Here is a 14,207-nt window from a genome sequence, read left to right on the forward strand (position 1 = left end):
CGGCCCGACTCCGGGCTCACTCCTCGACGACGTCGGCGACGACCACTGTCACGTTGTCCGGGCCGCCGGCCCGCAGGGCCAGGTCGATCAGCTTGCGGGCGCACTCGGTCTGGTCCGGGTAACCCGCCAGCACCTCGGCGAGGGTGTCCGGACGGACCACGTTGGAGAGGCCGTCGCTGCACAGCAGCCAGCGGTCGCCGGCCCAGGGCACCATCGTCGCGTAGGTGGGGGAGACGTCATCGCCCTGAAGGGCCTGGGTGACCACGGCTCGCCGGGGATGGCTGCTGGCCTGGTCGGCGGTGATGACGCCCTGGTCGACCAGCATCTGCACGAAGGTGTCGTCCCGGGTGATCTGTTTGAGCACGCCCTCGCGGAAGAGGTAGGCACGGGAGTCGCCGATGTGGGCCAGCGCCAGGCAGCTGCCGGTACGGGCGAAGAGCAGGGCGGTCAGCGTGGTGCCCATGCCCTGCCGCTCCGGATCCTCGCTGACCGCCTGGCGGATCCGCACGGTCGCCTGCTCGATGCCGCTCTGTAGTGCGGCCACCAGGGCGTCCTCCGGGGTCTCCACGTCCAGCGGCGTCACCGCCTCGATGGCGATGGCGCTGGCCAGGTCGCCGGCCGCCATCCCGCCCATGCCGTCGGCGACGGCGACCAGCCAGGCGCCCGCGTGCAGGGCGTCCTGGTTCCCGCTGCGGATCAGCCCACGGTCGCTCGTTCCCACGGAACGCAGCTTCAGGGTCATGGGAGGCAGCCTGCCAGGCGGAGGGCGCAGTTGTCTCTAGGAGATCACGGCGACGTCGCGTGGCGCGGCGAATCTCACTGCCCGGGGGTGGCGTGCGCACCGGGGCGCCCATCCGCGGCCGCATCCAGTGGTGTCGATTGACAACGCCGCCGGCCGCTCGGTCGCGCCGAGCCAGGCCCGCGGTCGTCGCGGAACGCAGGCCCGCCGGTCCGGTGGCGGTGCGGCCCTATCGTGACGGCCATGGACGCCTACCTGTGGCTAACAGCCGCCGCGGCGGCGATCGTGGTGACCGTCCTGGTCGTGGTCGTGGTGCGGCGCCGGCGGCGGTCGGCGCCGGTCGGTCGGGAGGCCGCGCTGCAGGTCGCCCGGGCGGCGATCCGGCAGAACCAGCGGGAACAGCGGCGCCGGGCCCGCGGCACGATCCGGCGCGAGGGGTACGGCGGCGACAACAGTCTGGCGAGCAGCGCCGGCATCACCGAGTCGAGTTCCGGCGGCGCCGGGGGGATCTGACCGACGGCGCGGCGGCGGCCGCCCATCAACCATCGTCGCTGTAGCAACATGGCGGAATGACCGACGCGCAGACCCTGAGCGTCCGGCCCGGTGGGCCGGCCGACGCCCCCGCCATCCTGCGCCTCCTGGACGCGGCGACCGCCTGGCTGGTGACACAGGGCCGTACCGGGCAGTGGGGCACCGAGCCGGCCTCGGCGGACCCGCGCCGGGTCGCCCAGGCGGACACGTGGGCCAATTCCGACGGGCTCTGGCTGGCCGTGCTCGGCGACCGCCCGGTCGGCGCGCTGGTGGTCGGCACGGCCACCGAGTACGTCCCGGCCGCCACGGAGCCGGAGCTGTACGTGAACCTGCTGGTCACCGACCGGGCGTACGCCGGCCGAGCGATCGGGGGCCGGCTGCTCGCGCACGCCGCCGACCTGGCCCGCGAACGGGGCCTCGACCTGGTCCGGGTGGACTGCTACGCCGGCGGCGACGGCGCGCTGGTGCGCTGGTACGAGCGGCAGGGCTTCACCCGCACCGACCCGTTCACCGTCCGGCGCCCGGGCCGCGACCCGTGGCCCGGACAGGTCCTCGCCCGCCGGCTGCCCTGACGGCCAGGCCGCCACGACTGCTGGCGTGGCTCAGCCGATCTCCTCGTCGACGAAGCACCAGCGCCAGGACTCCCCCGGCTCGACCGAGCGCATCACCGGGTGCCCGGTCTGCTCGAAGTGCTTCGTCGCGTGCCGGTTCGGCGAGGAGTCGCAGCAGCCGACGTGCCCACAGGTCAGGCACGCCCGCAGGTGCACCCAGTCGGCCGTGCCGACGGCCACGCAGTCCGGGCACTCCTGCGTCGCCCGCGGCTCGGCCGCACCGGCCCCGGTCAGGTGCTCGCAGCTCACTCGTCGCCCTCCCGTCGCAGCAATGATTCCTCCAGGTCCAGGTCACGATAGGCCCTCACCAGCACCTCCTCGGGGATCCGGCCGGAGTCGCGGGCGGCTCGGAACACCTCCCGCTCGGCGTCGATCATCTCCTGCCGCAGCCGACCGTACGCCTGGGAGGGGGTTTCCCGTTCGGCGCCGCCCAGGCGTTCCCAGGCCAGGTTGGTGCGGTCCTCCACCGCCCGGCGCAGCCGCTCGACCACCGGCTTGGGTGCGCTGTCGGCCAACTCCTCAAGGCGTTCCCGGGCCGCCCGGCTGGCCTGCTGCTGGACGCCGGCCGCGGAGAGGGCGTCCTGCACCGGGTCGTCCGGGGGCAGTGTGAGCCGCCGGGCCACCGTCGGCAGAGTCGCGCCCTGGCCGACCAGGGTGAACACGATCACCGCGAAGGCCAGCCAGATGAACAGGGCCCGGGGGTAGGGCGCGCCGTCGGCCAGGGTGAGGGGCAGGGCGAGCGCGGCGGCCAGCGTCACCACGCCGCGCATGCCGGCCCAGCCGACGATGATGGGGAACTTCACGGGCTTCGCGCCCTGGCGCCGGAGGCGCGGCACCAGCCGGGTCAGGTAGGTGGCCGGGAAGAGCCAGATGAAGCGGGTCAGGAAGACGACGCCGAGCACCGCCGCGGTGACCCCGACGATCCGGCCGGTCGGCTCGTCGAGGTCTTGCAGGACGTCCGGCAGTTGGAGCCCGACCAGCAGGAAGACCAGCCCTTCCAGCAGGAACCGGACCAGCCGCCAGACCGCGCCGACCTGGAGCCGGGACGCGGCCGACAGCAGCACCGGCAGGCGGTGGCCGAGCGCGAGGCCGGTGACCACGACCGCGACCACGCCGGACGCGTGGATCTCCTCGGCCGTGAACACCACCGCGAACGGGATGATGAGCGAGAGCGCGTTGTCCAGCAGCGGGTCGCTGATCCGCTTGTGCACGAACCCGAAGAGCACCGCGCCGAGCGCACCGACCAACAGTCCGCCGCCGGCGGACTGGACCACCTCGAGGGTCACCTCGCTCACACCCACCGCCGAGCCGACGGCCGCCAGGGTGGCCACCCGGAACAGCACCAGCGCGGTGGCGTCGTTCAGCAGACTCTCGCCCTCCAGGATGGTGACCACCCGACGGGGCAGCCCGATCCGCCGGGCCACCGCCGTCGCCGCGACGGCGTCCGGCGGGGCCACCACCGCGCCGAGGGCCAGGCACGCGGCGAACGGCACCTCCGGCAGCAGCAGGTGAAGGACCACGCCGACCACGACCGCGGTGAAGAGCACCAGGCCGACGGCGAGCAGCAGGATCGGACGCAGGTTGTGCCGGAACGCCGGCACGGACGTCTCCAGCGCGGCGACGTAGAGCAGCGGCGGCAGGATCCCGACCAGCACCAGCTCGGGTTCGAGCCGGAGGTGCGGGAAGCCGGGTACGAAGGAGAGCAGCAGACCCACCACCACCAGCACGATCGGCGCGAGCAGGCCGAGCTTGCGGGCCAGAGCCGCGCCGAGCGTCGCGATCGCCAGGAAGACGACGACCTCGAAGAGTCCCTCCATGGAACACGAGCCTAGGGGGCGCGCCCGGGATCGGCGATCAAGGGCGGAGCACGAGCCGACCGGTCACCCGCCGGCGTGGCGGCGGGACGCGGGCGGCGCGGCGGCGCGACCCGGTCAGCGGGCGGCGGGGCGGGGCGACCCGGTCAGCGGGCGGCGCGGCGGGGCGACCCGGTCAGCGGGCGGCGGGGCGGGGCGGCCCGCTCAGCGGGTGCGCAGCTTCGGCAGCACCTCGGCGCCGAACGTGTCGAGGAAGGCGCGTTGCTGCTGACCGACGTGGTGCAGGGCGATCTGGTCGAAGCCGAGCGTCAGGTACTCCTTCAGCCACCCGACGTGCCGGCCCAGGTCGGCCGAGACGTTGACGACCCGGGTCACCCGCTCCAACGGCACGTCGGCGGAGACCGCGTCGAAGAGCTCGGCGGTGTCCAGGTCCCAGCAGACCGGCGGGGCGAAGACGTTGCTGCGCCACTGGTCGTACGCCACGGCCTCCGCCTCGGCCTGGTCGGGGGCCCAGCTCAGGTGCACCTGGAGGTGCAGCGGCCCCCGGCCGCCGGCGTCCCGGTAGGCGTCGATCATCCGGCGGAGGTGCTCCACCGGCGCGTTCACGGTGATCAGCCCGTCCGCCCACTCGGCACACCAGCGGGCGGTGGGCACGCTGACCGCCGCGCCGATCAGCGCCGGTGGTTCCTCGGGCCGGGTCCACAGCCGCGCCCGGTCCACCCGTACCAGGCCGTCGTGGCTGACCTCCTCGCCGGCCAGCAGCGCGCGGATCACGTCGACGCACTCCCGCAGCCGGGCCGTCCGGACGTCCTTGCGCGGCCAGCCGTCGCCGGTGATGTGCTCGTTGCTCGCCTCGCCGGTGCCGAGGGCGGCCCAGAACCGGCCCGGGTACATGGCGGCGAGGGTGCCGATCGCCTGGGCGATGACGGCCGGGTGGTATCGCTGGCCGGGGGCGTTCACCACGCCGAACGGCAGCCCGGTGGCCTGGAGCGCGGCGCCGAGCCAGGACCAGGCGAAGCCGGAGTGGCCCTGGCGGGCGCTCCACGGGGAGAAGTGGTCCGAGGACATGGCGGCGTCGAAGCCGGCCCGCTCGGCGTGGACCACCGCGTCCAGCAGGGCGCGGGGGTGGATCTGCTCGTGGGACGCGTGGAAGCCAAACACCGTCATGGGTGCGTTCTCTACCCAGGACGGTGTCCGGCTAAAGCTCCGTCACTCGGCGTGCGATCCGGCCGGGCCGATCGGGCCGGCGCCCTCGCCGCCGACCCAGACGGTCTTGGTGTTGCAGAACTCCCGCATGCCCAGCGCCGACAGCTCGCGGCCGTAGCCCGAGTTCTTCACGCCGCCGAACGGCAGCTCGGGGAAGGACGTGGTCATGCCGTTGACGAAGACGTTGCCGGCGTCCAGGTCGGCGGCGAACCGCCGCTGCTCGTCCGGGTCCTGCGTCCAGGCGTTCGAGCCGAGGCCGTAGCTGGTGCCGTTGGCCACCTCGATCGCCTCGTCGTAGGACGACACCCGGAAGAGGCCGGCGACCGGGCCGAAGACCTCCTCGTGCCACATCCGCATCTCCGGCCTGAGGTCGGTGACCACGGTCGGCGGGTACCACCAGCCGTCCCGGTCCGGCTGCTCGCCGCCGACGAGCACCGTGGCGCCGTTGTCGATCGCGTCGCGGACCTGGGCCGTCACCTCGTCGCGCCCGCGTGCGGTGGCCAGTGGGCCCACGTCGGTCCGGTCGTCCATCGGATCGCCGACGCGCAGCGCCGCCATGTTCGCGGCGAACCGCTCGGCGAAGGCGTCGAACACGTCGGTGTGCACGATGAACCGCTTCGCCGCGATGCAGGACTGGCCGTTGTTCTGGCAGCGCGCGGTCGTGGCCACCTCGGCGGCGCGGTCCAGGTCGGCCGACGGCATCACCACGAACGGGTCGCTGCCGCCCAACTCCAGCACGGTCTTCTTCAGCTCCCGGCCGGCGATCTGGGCGATCGACCGGCCGGCCCCCTCGCTGCCGGTCAACGTCGCCGCCCGCACCCGCGGGTCACTGAGGATCTGGTCGACGGCGTCCGAGCCGACCAGGAGGGTGGTGAACGCCCCCTCGGGGAAGCCGGCGCGGCGGAACAGGTCCTCCAGCAGCAGGGCCGTCTGCGGCACGTTCGAGGCGTGCTTGAGCAGGCCGGTGTTGCCGGCCATCAGCGCCGGCGCGGCGAACCGCATCACCTGCCAGAGCGGGAAGTTCCACGGCATCACCGCGAGCACCGGCCCGATCGGCTGGTAGCGGATGAACGCCTGCGTGGCCTTCACCGACGCGGCGTCGGCCGGCTCGTCGGCGAGGAACTCGGCGGCGTGGGCGGCGTAGAACCGGGCGGCGGTGGCGCACTTGGTCACCTCGGCCTTCGCCGAGGCGTACGTCTTGCCCATCTCGGTGGTCATGATCCGCGCGATCTCGTCGCGCTCGGCGTCCAGCAGGTCGGCCGCCGCGTTCATCCACCCGGCCCGCTGGTAGACCGTGGTGCCGCGCAGCTGCCGGAACGCCTGGTCGGCCCGCCCGATCCCGGCGTCGATCTGCTCGGCGGGCATCACGTCGTACGTCTTGAGCACCTGTCCGGTGGCGGGGTTGGTGGTGGCGATGGACATCTCGTCCTCCTGTCACTCGAACAGTGAGTGCCGTACGCCCGGTTCCTCACGGCGGCGGGCGGCGCGGCGACGCTGGATGATCACCAGGTCGACCACGGCAACGATCGCGAGGATCGTGCAGACCACGCCCAGCCACGTCACGTCGGCCAGGAACGCCAGCACGGCGAAGATGACCATGATCACCAGTCCGAAGCTGGCGAGGGCGAGCCGGAGGTTCAGCGCGCTGTACGCGTGCCCGACCGTGCCACGGGCACGCCGGGGCTGCGATCTCGTCATTCCCCCGACCTACCCCCGGATGGGCGGGGTTAACCGGAACGAGGGGTCGGCGGCGGCACTTCGTCCCGGTCCGCGACGACCACCGACCCGGTCAGCCGATGTCGGCGAGCTTCGGCAGTAGCCGCTCGGCGACCTGCTCGGTGAACTCGACCGGGTGCCGGTCCGGGGTCACCTGGACCTCGGTCACGCCGAGCGCGGCGTAGTCCCGTGCCGCGGCGAGGAAGGCATCCGGCTCGTCCAGCGGCGGCACCCGCATCACCACGGTCTTCTCGATGCTGTCGTAGTCACGCCCCTCGGCCTCGCAGTGCGACCGGAGCACGTCGAGCTTGTGACGCAGCTCGTCGGTGCCGAAGAGGTTGCACGCGTCGGCGTACCGCGCGACCAGCAGCAGCGTCTTCTTCTCGCCGCCGCCGCCGATCATGATTGGTGGGCGGGGCCGGCGGATCGGGGCCGGCACGGAGAGGGTCTCGGCCAACCGGTAGTGCCGGCCCTCGAAGGGGCCGTTGTTCTCACTCCACATCTGGAGGCAGATCTGCAGCGTCTCCTCGAGCCGCTCGAACCGCTCGCCCACGGGCACCACCGGCACGCCGAGGCCACGCTGTTCCCGCTCGTACCAGGAGGCGCCGATGCCCAGGCGGGCGCGACCGTTGGAGAGCACGTCCAGGGTGGTGACGATCTTCGCCAGTAGTCCCGGGTACCGGTACATCACGCCGGTGACCAGCACGCCGAGCGTCATCCGCTCGGTCTGGCCGGCGACGTAGCCGAGCGTGGTGTACGCCTCCAGCATCGGCTCCTCGGCGGGTGCCACGGCCTCCATCTGGAAGTAGTGGTCCATGACGGTGAAGGAGGCGAACCCGGCCTGGTCGGCGATCCGCGCGGCCCGGGTCAGCGTGGGTGTGATCAGCTCCGGCTCCGACGGGGTGGTGAAGCTCCAGTAGTGCAGGCCCAGTTTCACAACCACACCCTCCCTCGCGGCGCGCGGACGTCGGCACCTCGTGCCAAGCCGCGCGGACATCGGCGACCTCGTGCCGAGCTTTCCATTTCGAGGACGCTCGAAGTCAAACCTCCACACCACGTCACCCGGACGACCGACAGTCGGCGCTGATAGCACACTCGCGCTGCGATGGCAGCGCTCTGCCGCATAGCCGACAGCAGCCACCCACCGCCGCCCGGTGGACGCATAGAGTGACCGCGCTGTCGCTCTGAGCTGCCGGACGGGGAGAGCATGCCTCGACGCTGGGTCGCCGCCGTCGCCTGCCTCGCGGCGCTCGTCGCGCTCGCCTGCGAGGGCGGCGGCGAGGGGGAGCCACGCCCCACCCGCGGCACCCCGCAGCCCGGCGGGTCCGGGGGCATCGCCGCCCTCGGCGACTCGATCACCACCGGGTTCGGCTCCTGCCTGGTGCTCACCTCGTGCGAGCGCAACTCCTGGTCCACCGGCGACGGGCTGCGGGTGGAGAGTCTCTACCGGCGGCTCCGCGACCGTGACCCGGCGATCCGCGGCCGTGCGCACAACCACGCCCGGCCGGGCGCCCGCGCGGCCGGGCTGGAGGAGCAGGCCCGGGCGGCGGTACGCGACGACGTCGACCACGTCACCGTGCTCATCGGCGCCAACGACGCCTGCCGCGGCGGAATCGAGGCGATGACGCCGGTAGCCGAGTTCCGGGCCGGGATCGACCGGGGGCTGCGCGCCCTCCGTGCCGGCCGCCCGAAGGCGCGGGTGCTCGTGGTCAGCGTCCCCGACCTATACCGGCTCTGGGAGGTGGGGCACGCCGACTCCCGGGCGGTCCGGGCGTGGCGGCGCGGCGTCTGTCCCGCGCTGCTCGCCGACGCGACGTCGACCGCGCCCGCGGACCGGGCCCGGCGCGCCGCCTTCCGCGATCGGATCACCGCCTACAACGCCCAACTGGTCGCCGCGTGCCGGGCGTACGGGTCGCGGTGCCGGCACGACGGCGGCGCGGTGCACCGGGTCCGGTTCACACTGGAGCTGGTGAACCCGCTGGACTGGTTCCACCCGAACGCGGCCGGGCAGGACCGGCTCGCCGAGGTGACGTGGCGGGCCTCCGGCTTCGCCGACTGACCCGCGCGGCCGTGCCGGGCGTCGTGCCGGGTGGACCCTAGCCGCCGGCCGGGGTGGGTCCCGGTCGCCCGGCCGGGGTGGACCCCGCTCGCCGGGCCGGGGTGGGTCCCGGTCGCCCGCCTCGGCCGGTCCGGCCGGGCCGCCCGCGGTCAGGAGCCGCGCGGGCCGGGGACGGTGGTGGTGCGCTGGCGGTAGAGCGCCCGGGAGCGCTCGGCGAGGTCCTTGGTGGCCGAGGAGTTGGCCCAGGTGCCGAGGATGATCGCGGCGCCGGGCACGAGCTTGGCGAAGACGCGCTTGGCGGCCCGCACGCCGGCCATCTGGGCGAGCCGGACGCCGAGCCGCAGCATCACCTTGCCCAACTGGCCCTGCCCACCCGTGCCGAACAGCGCGCCGGCCCGCTCCCGGCCGGCAGCGACCCCCAGGGCCAGCCGAGCGCTCTCGGCCACCTTGTGCACCCGCTGGAGGACGAGCAGGTCGGTCGCCCGGTCGGTGTGCAGCGGGTCGACGTCGTACGCCGCCGCGATGTGCAGCACCATCCGGGCCTGGGTCCACGCCAGCACGCCCACGTCGATCACCGCGCCGGGCAGCCCGGCGGCCCCGGAGACGGCGCCGGAGAGCCGCGCGCGGTTCACGAACTTGCGGATCACCTGCTCGGCCAGGGCGTCGGAGGAGGCACCCGGCTGCTCGGCCCGGGCCCGGCGGGCCCACTGCGCCGCCTCGGGCCCGAGCCGGCGCACCGCCTCCAGGGCGAGATGCTCCGGGGCGTACTGGGGATCGTCACGCATCCGGTCCCAGAGCGTCGCCGGCGGGGCCTCCGGCGCGTCCTGGGGTGCGGCCGCGGCCACCGCCGGTGGCTGCGGCGCGGGGGCGGGCGGCTGGCCGTCGGTGGGCACGGAATCGGTCACAGGTACTCCCGAGGGGTCGGCGCAGGCGGGTACGACGGTCCGGAGGGCGGTCAGCGGCGCTTCGACAGCCGCGTGGCGAGCCCTCGCAGCTTCTGCTGGGTGGCGGGCTTGGCGAGCTCGCGACGGCCGCGCTCGACGAGTTGCTGTCCCTTCGGTGAGCGCAGGAACGTGCTGAGCCGTTGCATCAGTGACATCTCGGTCCTCCTGTCGGTGATCCCTCACTCATGTGTACCTGGAACCGACAACGGATGTACCCGGGATGACCCAGCCGCAACCGTCCACTGTGGCCGGAAGACTACCTCCCGGTCGGCGCGATGGCGTCGACGACCTCGGTGGCCGCCCACTCGTGCTGGGCGTACGCCCACCCGAACGCCGACACCTGCACCGCCTGGGCGGCGTCGGTCAGCGGCATCTGCTGCCAGCCGGGGATCTGCTCCAGGGCCGTGAGGAACTGCCGGGTGGCGAACTCCGGCTCCATCAGGTCCCGCACGCTGCCCCAGCCACTGCTGGGCCGCTGCTGGAACAGCCCGACGGAGTCATGGTCCCAGCCGATGGCCTGGTGCGGGTAGTTCTGCGACTCGGGCAGCACGCCGCTCGCGTAGTTGAGCAGGGTGCTCTCCTGCATCGCGGTGGCCACCGCGATCACCAGCCCCCGGCGCGGCACGCCCATCTCGCGGCCGGTACGCACGATCGCCTCCGCGTTCTTCATCTGCACCCTGGTCAGTCCGGCCACCGGAGCCGGGTCCACCTGCCTGCGCTCCGGGCGCCGGTCACGCTTCGTGTCCGGCTCGGTGTCCGGGTCGGCGGCGGCACCGGTCGGCGCGGCCGACGGGGTCGCGGTCGGGGTGGCGACCTGGGCGGCCGGTGTCCGGTCCAGATCCCGGGTGGCGCCGCCCTGCTGCGCGCGCTGCGCCAGCTCGGAGCGGGCCGCGAGGGGATCGACCCGGGACACCACGCCCGCGGTCTCGTCGCTCGCCTGGGCGAACGTCGCCAGGCCCAGGCAGCAGACCACGCCGGCGGCGAGCGCCATCCGGGCCCGCCCCGGTGCGGCGACCAGCTCCCGGGCGGCGCGGAGCCGGTTCGGCCGGATCGACCGTTCGGGTGATGTCTGGTCAGCCGTACGGCCGGAGGGGTCGTCGGGGGCGTTCGGGTCGTCGAGGGTGCCGTCGTCACGCATCAGCCGAGGCTAGGCAGGCCCGCCCGCCAATTACCCTCGGTGATCTCGTGGTCCTCGCCACAGAATCGGGGTGGTCCCCCGGACAGCGGGTGCGCTGCGCCACGCCCAGCGGACAGACCTCGCGAACCAGCGAAACCACTCGATCCCCCGATACCGGTGCGAACGCTCCCGAAACCGGTCGTTCAACCAGGGTTCATATCGTGATCGTCAAACTGGCCCTTGCGACCCATTCCCCCATCAGCCGAACGGCCATCGTCGCCCTGACCGACCGACGGAATGGGGCGATTCGCCCGATCCTGATCCGGCACGCGGGAACCGGCCGCCCGGACAAGGAATGCGCCGGCATGGCGGGTACGTTGCCGGAACCGGGCGCCGCGCCACGCGACGGCGTCCCGCAGGCACATTCCAGGGAGGTCCGCACCGGTGCTCGACCCACACGAGCTCTATGAGCTCACCGACGATCTGCCCGACCTCGGCCAGCCGGTCCTGATCCAGGCCCTCACCGGCTTCGTCGACGCGGGCAACGCCAGCCGGTTGGCCCGCGAGCAACTGCTCACCTCGCTGGAGACCCGCCCGATCGCGACCTTCGACGTCGACCAGCTCTTCGACTACCGCTCCCGTCGTCCCGCGATGACCTTCGTCGAGGACCACTGGGAGTCGTACGACGCCCCCAAGCTCGAGCTGCACCTGCTCCACGACGACGACGAGACGCCGTTCCTGCTGCTCACCGGCCCCGAGCCGGATCTTCAGTGGGAGCGTTTCGTGGCCGCGGTCGCCGGTCTCGCCGCCCGGCTGGACGTCCGGCTCACCGTCGGGCTCAACTCCATTCCGATGGCGGTGCCGCACACCCGGCCGACCGGGGTGACCGCGCACGCCACCCGGCGCGAGCTGATCGCCGGCTACGAGCCGTGGCTGCAGCGGGTCCAGGTCCCCGCCGGCGTCGGGCACCTGCTCGAGTACCGGCTCGGCGAGCAGAACCGCGACGCGCTCGGCTTCGCCGCCCACGTGCCGCACTACGTGGCCCAGACCGAGTACCCGGCCGCGGCCGAGGTGCTGCTCGCCTCGGTGTCCCGCAGCACCGGGCTGCTGCTCCCCCGCGACGGGCTGCGCTCGGCGGCCGAGGTGGTCCGGGTCGAGATCGACCGCCAGGTCGCCCAGACCGAGGACGCCGCCGCGCTGGTCCAGGCGCTCGAGGAGCAGTACGACGCGTTCGCCCGCGGGCGGGGCGAGCGGAACCTGCTCGCGCCGGAGTCCGGGCCACTGCCCACCGCCGACGAGCTGGGCGCTGAGCTGGAGCGGTTCCTGGCCGAGCAGACCCGCCCCAACGACTCCCCCGGGAGCTGACTCGGGGTCCGGCACGGGCGCGACATCCCGGGGCCGGACCCGGCGTGCGGGCCGCCGATGCGGCAGGCTGGGGACATGCGCCTGGCGACCTGGAACGTGAACTCGGTGAAGGCCCGGCTCCCGCGGCTGCTCGACTGGCTCGCGGGCACCGCGCCGGACGTGGTCTGCCTGCAGGAGACCAAGTGCCCGGACGGCGCCTTCCCGGTGGCCAAGGTGGGCGAGCTGGGCTACACGGTGGCCAGCCACAGCGACGGCCGGTGGAACGGGGTGGCGCTGCTGTCCCGGGTCGGCCTGACCGACGTGACCGTCGGGTTCCCCGGCGAGCCGGGCTTTCCCCAGCCCGAGGCACGGGCCATCTCGGCCACCTGTGGCGGGCTCCGGGTGTGGTCGGTGTACGTGCCGAACGGCCGGACGCCGGACGACCCGCACTACGCGTACAAGCTGGCCTGGCTGGCCGCGTTGCGCGACGCGCTGGAGGAGGAGCTGACCGGCGGGTTGCCGCTGGTGGTCTGCGGTGACTTCAACGTCGCCCCGACCGACGCGGACGTGTGGGACCCGAAGGTCTTCACCCACTCCACCCACGTCACGCCGGCCGAGCGGGCCGCGCTGGGCGCGCTGCGCGACCTGGGGCTCAGCGACGTGGTGCCCACTCCGATGAAGGGGCCGCACCCGTTCACGTACTGGGACTACCGGGCCGGGATGTTCCACCAGAACAAGGGCATGCGGATCGACCTGGTCTACGCCTCCGCGGCGTTCCTCCGCGTGGTCAGCTCGGCGTACGTGGACCGCGAGGCGCGTAAGGGCAAGGGCCCGTCCGACCACGCACCGATCGTGGTCGACGCTGGCCTGGTCCCGGCCGTGGAGACGTTCTGAGCCGGCCGCCGCTGGTTAGGGTGGGGTCATGGCAGTCGTGAAGATCAACGCGATCGACGTCCCGCCCGGCGCCGGCGAGGAGCTGGAGAAGCGGTTCGCGGCCCGGGCCGGCGCGGTGGAGAACTCGCCCGGCTTCCTCGGGTTCGAGCTGCTCCGCCCGGTGGCCGGGGAGAACCGCTACTTCGTGTACACGAAGTGGGAGACGGAGGAGGCCTACCAGGCGTGGGCCGCCGGCCCGTCCCGGGCCGCGCACGCCGGTCAGCAGCAGCGCCCCGTCGCCTCCGGCGCCACCCTGCTCGAGTTCGAGGTGGTCCAACAGGTCCCCTGACCGCCTCAGCCACCCTCCCTCACCGCGTTGATCATGAGGTCTGCGGCATTCTCGATCTCCGGATCCGCCGCAAACCGCATGATCAACGCTGCAGTCCCGTGGGCAGGGGCCGGGGCGGCGGGGTCAGGGGGTGCGGGTGGTGGTCAGCGAGGCGAAGGCGATGACGTTGTCGAGGTAGCCGGTGCCGCCGCCGACGAAATTGCCACCGCAGGTGATGAGCCGTAGCCCCGGCGGCCCCTCGTGGCCGTAGATCCGGTCGGCCGGGAACTGGTCCTTCGGGAAGTGCTCCACCGAGTCGACCCGGAACGTCACCACCGACTTGTCGGCCCGGGTCACCTCGATCGTGTCGCCCGGCTTCAGCTTGCCCAGGTCGTAGAAGACCGACGGGCCGCTCTTGGTGTCGACGTGGCCCACGATCACCGCGGGCCCCGGCTCGCCGGGGACGGGACCCCGGTCGTACCAGCCGGTCTCGTTGTGCCGCTCCAGCGGCGGCACGGCGATCGAGCCGTCCCGGGCCTGGCCCACCGGCGCGACCGGCGCGGCCACGCCGATCGTCGGCACCGCGAGGCTCACCGGCCGGCTGGCCCGCACGGCGCCGCTGTCGCTGCTCGGCGGCCGGTCGCCGCCAGCCGCCCAGTCCAGCGGCCCGACCGTACGGCCCAGGCCGGCACCGGTGGCGAAGACGCCGGCCAGCACCAGCAGCACGGCTAGCGGCACCGTCCAGGGCGAGCGCCCCGGCCGCCGCTGGCGGTTGGCGGCCGGTCGACCGGCGGCGGGGCGGACCGGCGGCGCCGGCTGGGAGGTGACCATGTGGTCGATGGAGACCCGCCGGGCGACGGCCGAGCGGGCCGCCGCCGTGTGGGCGGCGGGGCGGGCGGCGGGGCGCGGGGCGGGCATCGGCGGG

Annotated in this window: 17 protein-coding genes; 6 read left to right on the top strand and 11 right to left on the bottom strand. The window is 73.7% G+C overall.

Features of this window, described 5'->3' with window-relative positions; translation table 11 throughout:
• Positions 1-16: 16 nt before the first annotated feature.
• A complete protein-coding gene (locus O7603_RS10895; protein ID WP_281575578.1) occupies positions 17-742 on the bottom strand; it encodes a protein phosphatase 2C domain-containing protein in 726 nt (241 codons plus the stop codon).
• A gap of 240 nt (positions 743-982) precedes the next feature.
• On the opposite strand from O7603_RS10895, the gene O7603_RS10900 reads away from it, so the two are divergent.
• Positions 983-1,252 (top strand): hypothetical protein, encoded by a 270-nt coding sequence (locus O7603_RS10900; RefSeq protein ID WP_281575579.1) that lies wholly within the window; start codon positions 983-985, stop codon positions 1,250-1,252.
• A 56-nt stretch (positions 1,253-1,308) separates the two neighbouring features.
• Positions 1,309-1,842: a GNAT family N-acetyltransferase gene (locus O7603_RS10905; protein ID WP_281575580.1), complete on the top strand. Its 534-nt coding sequence runs from the start codon at positions 1,309-1,311 to the stop codon at positions 1,840-1,842.
• A 30-nt stretch (positions 1,843-1,872) separates the two neighbouring features.
• Here the strand turns inward: O7603_RS10905 and O7603_RS10910 are convergent, their stop codons facing one another.
• The 6 genes from O7603_RS10910 to O7603_RS10935 all read right to left on the bottom strand — a co-directional run bounded on the left by O7603_RS10910 (position 1,873) and on the right by O7603_RS10935 (position 7,560).
• The gene (locus tag O7603_RS10910) at positions 1,873-2,130 is read right to left on the bottom strand and encodes a UBP-type zinc finger domain-containing protein (protein WP_281575581.1); all 258 of its coding nucleotides are present in this window, start codon (positions 2,128-2,130) and stop codon (positions 1,873-1,875) included.
• The gene (locus O7603_RS10915; RefSeq protein WP_281575582.1) at positions 2,127-3,698 is read right to left on the bottom strand and encodes a Na+/H+ antiporter; all 1,572 of its coding nucleotides are present in this window, start codon (positions 3,696-3,698) and stop codon (positions 2,127-2,129) included. Before O7603_RS10915 ends, O7603_RS10910 begins: the two co-directional genes overlap by 4 nt.
• Before the next feature lie 201 nt (positions 3,699-3,899).
• Positions 3,900-4,862: a TIGR03885 family FMN-dependent LLM class oxidoreductase gene (locus tag O7603_RS10920; protein WP_281575583.1), complete on the bottom strand. Its 963-nt coding sequence runs from the start codon at positions 4,860-4,862 to the stop codon at positions 3,900-3,902.
• Positions 4,863-4,904: 42 nt separating this feature from the next.
• Entirely contained in the window at positions 4,905-6,323 is a 1,419-nt protein-coding gene (locus O7603_RS10925) for an NADP-dependent succinic semialdehyde dehydrogenase (RefSeq protein WP_281575584.1), read from the bottom strand.
• 12 nt (positions 6,324-6,335) lie between these two features.
• Positions 6,336-6,599 (bottom strand): DUF6343 family protein, encoded by a 264-nt coding sequence (locus tag O7603_RS10930; protein ID WP_281575585.1) that lies wholly within the window; start codon positions 6,597-6,599, stop codon positions 6,336-6,338.
• A gap of 91 nt (positions 6,600-6,690) precedes the next feature.
• On the bottom strand, positions 6,691-7,560 hold the full coding sequence (locus O7603_RS10935; RefSeq protein WP_281575586.1) for an LLM class F420-dependent oxidoreductase: 870 nt from the start codon (positions 7,558-7,560) through the stop codon (positions 6,691-6,693).
• A gap of 264 nt (positions 7,561-7,824) precedes the next feature.
• Between O7603_RS10935 and O7603_RS10940 the strand changes: the two genes are divergently transcribed.
• Positions 7,825-8,676, top strand: a complete 852-nt coding sequence (locus tag O7603_RS10940; protein ID WP_281575587.1) for a GDSL-type esterase/lipase family protein — start codon at positions 7,825-7,827, stop codon at positions 8,674-8,676.
• Between the two features lie 149 nt (positions 8,677-8,825).
• Here the strand turns inward: O7603_RS10940 and O7603_RS10945 are convergent, their stop codons facing one another.
• The 3 genes from O7603_RS10945 to O7603_RS10955 form a co-directional block, all read right to left on the bottom strand.
• Positions 8,826-9,581 (bottom strand): EcsC family protein, encoded by a 756-nt coding sequence (locus tag O7603_RS10945; RefSeq protein WP_281575588.1) that lies wholly within the window; start codon positions 9,579-9,581, stop codon positions 8,826-8,828.
• 50 nt (positions 9,582-9,631) lie between these two features.
• The gene (locus tag O7603_RS10950) at positions 9,632-9,775 is read right to left on the bottom strand and encodes a hypothetical protein (protein ID WP_281575589.1); all 144 of its coding nucleotides are present in this window, start codon (positions 9,773-9,775) and stop codon (positions 9,632-9,634) included.
• 101 nt (positions 9,776-9,876) lie between these two features.
• On the bottom strand, positions 9,877-10,758 hold the full coding sequence (locus tag O7603_RS10955) for a peptidase M23 (protein WP_281575590.1): 882 nt from the start codon (positions 10,756-10,758) through the stop codon (positions 9,877-9,879).
• Positions 10,759-11,181: 423 nt separating this feature from the next.
• Between O7603_RS10955 and O7603_RS10960 the strand changes: the two genes are divergently transcribed.
• From O7603_RS10960 to O7603_RS10970, 3 genes are all read left to right on the top strand, one after another.
• A complete protein-coding gene (locus O7603_RS10960; protein ID WP_281575591.1) occupies positions 11,182-12,102 on the top strand; it encodes a PAC2 family protein in 921 nt (306 codons plus the stop codon).
• Between the two features lie 75 nt (positions 12,103-12,177).
• A complete protein-coding gene (locus O7603_RS10965; RefSeq protein WP_281575592.1) occupies positions 12,178-12,975 on the top strand; it encodes an exodeoxyribonuclease III in 798 nt (265 codons plus the stop codon).
• 28 nt (positions 12,976-13,003) lie between these two features.
• Positions 13,004-13,303, top strand: a complete 300-nt coding sequence (locus O7603_RS10970; protein WP_281575593.1) for an antibiotic biosynthesis monooxygenase — start codon at positions 13,004-13,006, stop codon at positions 13,301-13,303.
• Positions 13,304-13,426: 123 nt separating this feature from the next.
• Here O7603_RS10970 and O7603_RS10975 read toward each other — a convergent pair whose 3' ends face one another.
• On the bottom strand, positions 13,427-14,200 hold the full coding sequence (locus O7603_RS10975; protein WP_281575594.1) for a class F sortase: 774 nt from the start codon (positions 14,198-14,200) through the stop codon (positions 13,427-13,429).
• Between the last annotated feature and the right edge of the window lie 7 nt (positions 14,201-14,207).

Source organism: Micromonospora sp. WMMD812, assembly GCF_027497215.1.
In the GTDB taxonomy this organism is placed as follows: domain Bacteria; phylum Actinomycetota; class Actinomycetes; order Mycobacteriales; family Micromonosporaceae; genus Micromonospora.